The sequence below is a fragment of the Nocardioides sp. genome (assembly GCF_030149505.1).
Classification (GTDB): Bacteria; Actinomycetota; Actinomycetes; order Propionibacteriales; family Nocardioidaceae; genus Nocardioides.
In genome coordinates this window covers 1-7,517 of record NZ_JASBRN010000011.1, presented here as the reverse complement: position 1 = coordinate 7,517, position 7,517 = coordinate 1, and the positions used below count along the sequence as shown (strand labels likewise).

9 protein-coding genes are annotated in these 7,517 nt (G+C 72.6%); 7 read left to right on the top strand and 2 right to left on the bottom strand.

Annotated elements, in window-relative coordinates:
• The 7 genes from Q1V71_RS01605 to Q1V71_RS01575 all read left to right on the top strand — a co-directional run.
• Positions 1 to 517, top strand: a 517-nt coding sequence (locus tag Q1V71_RS01605; RefSeq protein ID WP_300639816.1) for a uridine monophosphate kinase, incomplete at its 5' end; no start/stop codon positions are given.
• An 83-nt stretch (positions 518 to 600) separates the two neighbouring features.
• Positions 601 to 1,155 carry a ribosome recycling factor gene (gene frr / locus Q1V71_RS01600; protein WP_300639819.1) on the top strand — a complete coding sequence of 185 codons (555 nt, stop codon included), beginning with the start codon at positions 601 to 603 and terminating at the stop codon, positions 1,153 to 1,155.
• A 23-nt stretch (positions 1,156 to 1,178) separates the two neighbouring features.
• Positions 1,179 to 2,063, top strand: coding sequence for a phosphatidate cytidylyltransferase (locus tag Q1V71_RS01595; protein WP_300639813.1), 885 nt, complete (start codon positions 1,179 to 1,181; stop codon positions 2,061 to 2,063).
• Between the two features lies 1 nt (position 2,064).
• Complete coding sequence (locus tag Q1V71_RS01590) at positions 2,065 to 2,571, top strand: histidine phosphatase family protein (RefSeq protein WP_300639810.1); 507 nt, start codon at positions 2,065 to 2,067, stop codon at positions 2,569 to 2,571.
• Between the two features lie 82 nt (positions 2,572 to 2,653).
• The gene (locus tag Q1V71_RS01585) at positions 2,654 to 3,079 is read left to right on the top strand and encodes a hypothetical protein (RefSeq protein ID WP_300639807.1); all 426 of its coding nucleotides are present in this window, start codon (positions 2,654 to 2,656) and stop codon (positions 3,077 to 3,079) included.
• 105 nt (positions 3,080 to 3,184) lie between these two features.
• The gene (gene rlmN, locus Q1V71_RS01580) at positions 3,185 to 4,318 is read left to right on the top strand and encodes a 23S rRNA (adenine(2503)-C(2))-methyltransferase RlmN (RefSeq protein ID WP_300639804.1); all 1,134 of its coding nucleotides are present in this window, start codon (positions 3,185 to 3,187) and stop codon (positions 4,316 to 4,318) included.
• Positions 4,319 to 4,331: 13 nt separating this feature from the next.
• Positions 4,332 to 5,102, top strand: coding sequence for a GNAT family N-acetyltransferase (locus Q1V71_RS01575; protein ID WP_300639801.1), 771 nt, complete (start codon positions 4,332 to 4,334; stop codon positions 5,100 to 5,102).
• A 5-nt stretch (positions 5,103 to 5,107) separates the two neighbouring features.
• Here Q1V71_RS01575 and Q1V71_RS01570 read toward each other — a convergent pair whose 3' ends face one another.
• On the bottom strand, positions 5,108 to 6,205 hold the full coding sequence (locus Q1V71_RS01570) for an LOG family protein (protein ID WP_300639798.1): 1,098 nt from the start codon (positions 6,203 to 6,205) through the stop codon (positions 5,108 to 5,110).
• Positions 6,206 to 6,342: 137 nt separating this feature from the next.
• A complete protein-coding gene (locus tag Q1V71_RS01565) occupies positions 6,343 to 7,284 on the bottom strand; it encodes a serine protein kinase RIO (protein ID WP_300639795.1) in 942 nt (313 codons plus the stop codon).
• Positions 7,285 to 7,517: the final 233 nt, after the last annotated feature.

Below are 7,517 nucleotides of genomic sequence, written 5' to 3'. Positions count from 1 at the left end.
CCGGGGCAGCGCCGACTACATGGGCATGCTCGGCAGCGTCATCAACGCCATGGCCATGCAGGATGCCCTCGAGAAGGTCGGCGTGGCGACCCGCGTGCTCACCGCCCTCGAGATCAAGCAGGTCGGCGAGCCCTACATCCGCCGGCGCGCCATCCGGCACATGGAGAAGGGCCGGGTCGTCATCTTCGGCGCCGGCATGGGCATGCCTTTCTTCTCCACCGACACCGTGGCGGTCCAGCGGGCGCTGGAGAGCCGCTGCGACGCGGTCTTCTTCGCCAAGAGCGGGGTCGACGGGGTCTACGACGCCGACCCCCGCAAGGATTCCCACGCGAAGAAGTACGACCGGATCACCTTCGACGAGGCCATCGGCAAGGGCCTGGCCGTCGTCGACCAGACCGCCTTCACCCTCTGCGCGGAGAACAAGCTGCCGATGGTCGTGTTCGGCATGGAGCCGGAGGGCAACATCCCGCGCGTGCTCAAGGGTGAGAGGATCGGGACGCTCGTCGAGGCCGGCTGAGCCCGGAGCGACGACCCCCACGCGCCACACCAGCACCACGACGTACGACGCAGCGAGACGACAGGACCAGGAGCCCCACGGTGATCAACGACATCCTCAACGAGGCCGACAGCAAGATGGACAAGTCGGTCGACTCCACCCGCGAGGAGTTCGCCGCGATCCGCGCGGGCCGCGCCAACCCCTCGGTCTTCAACAAGATCGTCGTGGACTACTACGGCAGCCCCACCCCGCTGCAGCAGCTCGCCTCCTTCACCACCCCCGAGGCGCGCGTCATCATCATCGCGCCCTACGACCAGGGCGCGACCAAGAACATCGAGCGCGCGATCCGCGACTCCGACCTGGGCGTCAACCCGACCGACGACGGCAAGGTCCTGCGTTGCGTCTTCCCCGAGCTGACCGAGGAGCGCCGCAAGGAGTTCATCAAGGTCGCCCGGGCCAAGGCCGAGGACGGCCGGGTCGCCGTGCGCAACCTGCGCCGCACCGCCAAGCAGAACCTCGAGAAGCTCGAGAAGGACGGCGAGGTCGGCAAGGACGACGTCACCGGCGCCGAGAAGAAGCTCGACTCGATCACCAAGAAGCACACCGACTCCATCGACGAGATGCTCAAGAACAAGGAGGCCGAGCTGCTGGAGGTCTGAGGACCTCCCGCTCGCTCGCCACGATGGCCGCCCCCACCCCCACGGGACAGCCCACCCCGACCAAGGACCACGGTCGGGCAGGTCGCGACCTCAAGGCCGCGGTCGGCTCGGCCGTCGTCCTGCTCGGCTCGATCGCCGCGTCGCTGCTGTTCTTCAAGGCCGCCTTCATGCTCATCGTGGCCGTCGCGGTGTGCGTCGCGGTCTGGGAGCTCGGCCGCGGCTTCTCGGTGAAGGGCATCGACCTGCCCGAGGAGCCGCTCATGGTGGGCGGGGTCTCGATGGTGGTCGTGGCCTACCTCTTCGGCTCCGACGCCCTCGTCACCGCCACGGCGGTCACCGGACTGGTCACGATGCTGTGGCTGCTGCGCCGGGGGATCGAGGGCTACGTCCAGAACGCCACCGCCTCGCTCTTCACCCTCGTCTACGTGCCCTTCCTGGGCTCGTTCGTCGCGCTGCTGCTGGCCGAGGGTGGCCTGGACGGCAGCGGCCTGGACGACGACGGCGTCCGGGGCATCATCGCCTTCATCCTGGTCACGATCGCCTCCGACATCGGCGGGTACGCCGCCGGCGTCCTCTTCGGCAAGCACCCGATGGCCCCGGTCATCTCGCCGAAGAAGTCCTGGGAGGGCTTCGCCGGTTCCCTGGTCGCCACGGTGGCGGCCGGCATCGCGCTGGTGGTCTACCTGCTCGAAGGTGACTGGTGGGTCGGGGTCGCCCTGGGTCTCATCGCGGTGGTGATGGCCACGCTCGGCGACCTGTGCGAGTCGGTGATCAAGCGCGACCTGGGCATCAAGGACATGAGCCAGGTCATCCCCGGCCACGGCGGCCTGATGGACCGGCTCGACTCGCTGCTCGCCACCATCGCGCCGATCTGGCTGCTGCTCCACCACCTCGTCTTCGCGTCCTGACGTGACCGTCCACCTCGTCCGGCACGGCCGTTCCCTCCCTGACCCGACGCGCCCCGCGAGCAAGTGGCCGCTGGACCCCGCGGGGTACGACGACGTGTGGGCGTTGCGCGACCGCCTGCCCGCCGCGGCGGCGTGGGCCTGCTCACCCGAGCCGAAGGCGCTTGCGACGGCCGAGCTGCTCACCGACGGCGAGATCGGCGTCGTGCCGGAGCTGCGCGAGCACGAGCGCGCCACCGGGTGGCTCGAGGACTTCCCCGACGTGGTCGCGCGCGCCTTCGCCGACCCCGCCCGCCCGGCCGCGGACGGCTGGGAGCCGCTGCAGCACTGCGCGGACCGGGTCGTCCCCGCCGTACGCCGCCTGGTGGAGGTGCACGAGGGGCAGGACCTCGTGCTGGTCGGCCACGGGACGGCGTGGACGCTCGCGCTCGCGGCGCTCACCGGCGCCGAGCCCGACCTGGACCGGTGGGCCGCGCTGCGCATGCCGGACGCCTGGACCGTCGAGGTCTGAGCCGGCTGCTCGCTCGGCCGCCCGCCACGCCCGTCCGGCGCGTACCCGCGTACGGACCCCCGGCACGGGGCATGCTGGCCCCATGAACGACACCGACTCCCGCGAGCCTCGCGTCGAGCCGCGGGACGTCGACGGCGCGGACCCCACCGCGGCCCAGCCCGCGGCCCAAACCGGCGAGCAGCCCGGCGAGCAGACCGGCGAGCCCACCGTCGGCTGGTGGCACCGCGACCACCCGGTGTTCGCCTCGCTCGCAGGGTTCTTCACCGGCCTGGTCTTCGTGGTCGTCGTCCCGGGGGCCTACGCCGCGCTGCTGGCGTCGATGGTGGACACCGAGTCGGCCGAGGACCTCTTCCCCTTCGTCCTCGTCGCCCTGGCGGTGCCGATCGCGCTGCTGGTGCACCCGCACACCCGCCGGTTCGGTCGCTACATGCTGCTCGGCATCGTCTCCACGGCCCTGGTCGTCGGGGGCGTCGCGGCGCTGGTGCTCTGGTTCCTGGTCAACCGCTGACCCGGTCGCAGGTCTGTCCGAGGGGGCCTCGGCGGACGCACGGGGCCGAGGTCACGTCCCCGACGGTTCGGCCGGGTCGCGGCCCGGGTGGGAGGATGGTCCGCGATGCCTGACCACGAGACCCCGAAGCTGCTGCCCCTGGTGATGGAGGAGCCGCGCGGCCGCAAGAAGCCGCCGCGGCACCTCGCCGACCTGACCACTGCCGAGCGCAAGGAGCTGCTGGAGGAGAAGGGGCTGCCCGGCTTCCGGGCCAAGCAGCTCTCGACGCACTACTTCGCCCGGCTGGTCGACGACCCCGAGCAGATGACCGACCTTCCCGCCGGCCAGCGCGCCGAGCTCGTGGAGGCGCTGCTCCCCGGGCTGATGACCCCGCTGCGCACGATGGAGGCCGACAAGGGCACCACCGTCAAGACGCTGTGGCGGCTCTTCGACGGAGCCCTCGTCGAGTCGGTGCTCATGCGCTACCCCGACCGCGCCACCATGTGCGTCTCCAGCCAGGCCGGGTGCGGCATGGCCTGCCCGTTCTGCGCCACCGGCCAGAGCGGCCTGCAGCGCAACATGAGCACCGCCGAGATCGTCGAGCAGGTGCTCGCGGGTGCCCGCGCGCTGGCCCGCGGTGAGGTGCCCGGCGGCCCGACCCGGGTCTCCAACGTCGTCTTCATGGGCATGGGGGAGCCGCTGGCCAACTACAAGGCCGTCGTCGGCGCCGTGCGCCGGCTCACCGACCCCACCCCCGACGGCCTCGGCATGTCCGCGCGCGGGGTCACGGTCTCGACCGTGGGCCTGGTGCCGCGGATCAAGCAGCTGGCCACCGAGGGCGTCCCCGTCACGCTGGCGCTGAGCCTGCACGCACCCGACGACGAGCTGCGCAACGAGCTGGTCCCGATCAACACCCGCTTCTCGGTGGCGGAGACCGTCGAGGCGGCCTTCGAGTACGCCGAGACCACGAAGCGCCGGGTCTCCATCGAGTACGCCATGATGCGCGGCATCAACGACCAGGCGTGGCGCGCCGACCTGCTCGCCGACGTCCTCTACGCCACCGGTGCCGACTGGGGCTGGGTGCACGTCAACCTGATCCCGCTCAACCCGACGCCCGGGTCGAAGTGGACCGCCTCGGACCCCGCCGACGAGCGCGAGTTCGTCCGGCGCCTGGAGGCCCGGGGCATCCCCACCACCGTCCGGGACACCCGCGGCAGCGACATCGACGGCGCCTGCGGCCAGCTCGCCGCCACCGAGTGAGCTGGTCGTCCCGGTGCCCCTGACGCGTGACGACGTCCTCCGCGCCGTCGACGAGTGGTTGTGGGTCCCCGAGGACGCCGAGCGCGTGGACACCTCCGACGGGGTCCTGGTGCGGTGGCCGACCTGGTTCGAGCACCCGGCCAGCCTCCTGCGGTTCCACCCGGTCGGTGACCCCGCCGAGGCGCTGGCCGGCTTCTGCGCCCAGGCCCGCGACTGGGGCGCCGACCGGCTCCAGGTCTGGGTGACCATCGACGCCGACGTCGCCCTCGAGGACGTCGTCCGCGCCGCGGGCGGGAACCTCGAGGAGACGCTGGCGGTGCTCGCGCTCGACCTGACCGCGGCACGCCCCGACCTCGAGCCCCGGCCCGGGCTCGAGCTGCGCCGTGACGACCACGACCTCGCGACCCACGCCGACTACTACCGGCTCAACGCCGAGGTCTTCGGCGGCTCGATGCCCTCGGAGGACGAGCTGCGCGCGAGCCTGGCGCGCCAGGTGCCCGAGCAGTGGAGCGTGATCGCCTACGAGCAGGGACGCGCGGTCGGCAGCGGCGGCATCACGGTCGCCGGCGACGTCGCCCGGCTCTGGGGAGGCTGCACGCTCGAGGAGGCGCGCGGGCGCGGGGTCTACCGCGCCGTCCTCGACGCCCGTCTGCGTGAGGGCGCCGACCACGGGTGCACCATGGCGCTGGTCAAGGGCAACACCGCCACGTCCGGGCCGATCCTGCGCCGGGCCGGCTTCACGGCGTACGGCGAGGAGCGGCTGTTCCAGGTGCCCCTGGGCTGAGCCCGTCAGGCCAGCAGCTCGGCCGCTTCCTCGACGGTGTCGACGAGGTGCACGAACCGCTCCATCGCCCGGTCGCGGGCCAGTGCCTCCAGCAGCGGCCAGGCGGGCAGGGTGCGCGTCCAGTGCTCGACGCCGACCAGCACCATCGGGGCCACGCCGGAGACGTCCGCGTAGTAGTTCTCGCACGCGTCCTGGAAGACCTCCTGCACGGTGCCGGCCGCCCCCGGCAGGAAGACGATGCCGGCGTCGCAGACCTCGAGCAGGATCGACTCGCGGGTCGCGTTGCGGAAGTACTTGGCGATCGCCGTCGCGAAGACGCCCGGCGGCTCGTGGCCGTAGTGCCAGGTCGGGATCGCCAGGTTCTCGCGCGCGTCGGGCCAGCGCTCGCGGACCTCCATGGCCGACGAGACCCACGCGTCCACCGAGGGTCGGTACGTCGGCACGGCGGCCAGCAGCGACAGCGCCTCCGTCAGCGCCTCAGTCGGCTCCCCGGCCAGCCGTGCCCCGAGGTTGGCGGCCTCCATCGCGCCCGGCCCGCCGCCGGTCGCCACGGTCAGCCGGTCGCCCAGCAGGTGCCCGAGGCGTGCTGCGTCGGCGTACGTCTCCTCACCCCGCAGGGCCCGGTGCCCGCCCATGACGCCGACGACCCTGCGCCCCAGGCGCCAGGCGTCGAGGGCGACGTCGATCGCGTGGTCGTGCAGGACCCGGGCCAGGGCCGCCTCGCCCGGCGCGACGTCGGCGCGGGCCTCCTGGGACCAGGCGTAGGCGCGACCGTCGAGGGAGTCGACCCAGCGCGGGGCGTCGTAGAGCTCGGGCGCGGTGTAGAGCGAGGTGCGGGCGGGGTCGACCGGCAGCGGCCGGTCGGCCAGCGAGGGCAGCACGATCGCCCCGCCGGCCTCGGCCCGGGTGGCGTCGTCCCCGGCGAAGTCGCAGCCGAGAAAGGTCGCCCCGTCGACGTCGCGGCCCAGCAGCAGGTCCGGGCGGCTGCGCAGGTCGAGGTGGCGCACCCGCCACCCCGACAGCGATCGCACCCCCTCGTCGAGCCGGCGCTCGAGGTCGGCGAGGGTGGTGACGTCGACCGTGCGGCCCCGGGTGCGTCTCACGGGGGGAACCTACGCGACGGTTCCGCCGGTGTCGCACGCATCCGCGAGGGTCTCGACACGCCGGTTCACGGCCTTCGCAGGCTCAGGCCGCGACGGCTCGCTCGACCACCGGTCGACGGGTCCGCTCCGCGTCCCCGTCAGAACGCGTGCGCCATGAGCTCCCCGAAGAGCTCCTGCTCGTCGACCTCCAATCCCCGGGCGCGGAACCAGCGGCACATGTTGCGGCAGTCGCGCAGCAGGAAGTCCATCCCGTTGGCGTTGCCGACCAGGTCCACGACCTGCGGCAGGTCGATGACCACGAGCCGCTCGCCCGCGGCGAGGGTGTTGTACGGCGACAGGTCGCCGTGCACGATCCCCGCCTGCACCATCGTGGCGAGCGCGTCGCGCAGCTGGTCGTAGTAGGAGGCCAGCAGCGCGGGCCCGGGGCGGGTCTGCGCGAGCCGCGGCGCCGTCTCGACCCCGTCCTCGCCCTCGACGGTGATCCACTCCATGAGGATCTCCTGCCCGTCGAGCTGCACGGGGTAGGGAACCGGCAGCCCGAGCAGCCAGCACCGCTTGAGCGCCTCCCACTCCGAGACCGCCCACTCGCCGGCGGCGACGATCTTCCCCCAGGTGCTGCCGGCCTTGAGGGCGCGCTGGTCGCGCGAGCGCTTGACGCTGCGGCCCTCGGTGTAGGTCGCGGCGCGGTGGAAGGTGCGGTGCTCGGTGGAGCGGTAGCGCTTGGCCACCATGACCACCGACTCCCCGAGCGCGTCCGAGCCGGGGACGGCGCGCTCGAGCAGGTAGGCGTCGGCCTCCTTGCCGGTCTTGAGGATGCCGAGCTCGGTGTCGATCGCGCCCTGGGAGGTCACGACCCAGTCAGGGCGTGGCTCCGGGCCGCGCGAGAGCGGCTCCACGCTGAGCCATGTGGACCAGCGCTGGGTGTCGTCGTCGATGTCCTCGACCGCGTGCCAGTCGAGGAGGAAGGACGGGTCGATGCCGTCCAAGGGGTCCACCTCGCGACGGGTGTCGAGGTGGAGGAGGTGGTCAGAGGAGTACTGCTCCTCGGACCGGTCGTGCCAGTTGTGCCGTGCGGTCAACGCGGGTGCTCCGATGCAAGAGGTGGGTGTGGTCTGCGGGCAGGCCAGCGACAGTCGTCGACATGTCACGCTCCTCTCGATCAGGCACGGGCGGACCCCGGTGCTGCGGACCATCGTGGGGCCCCGCGCGCCGGTGCGCCATCGAATTAACCGTCACGGAGTCGCCGAGCCGGCGCGTCCGTCCGGAAAGTTGCGCCGGCTCGGCGGGGGGGGGTCAGCCGCGCCGCCGCACC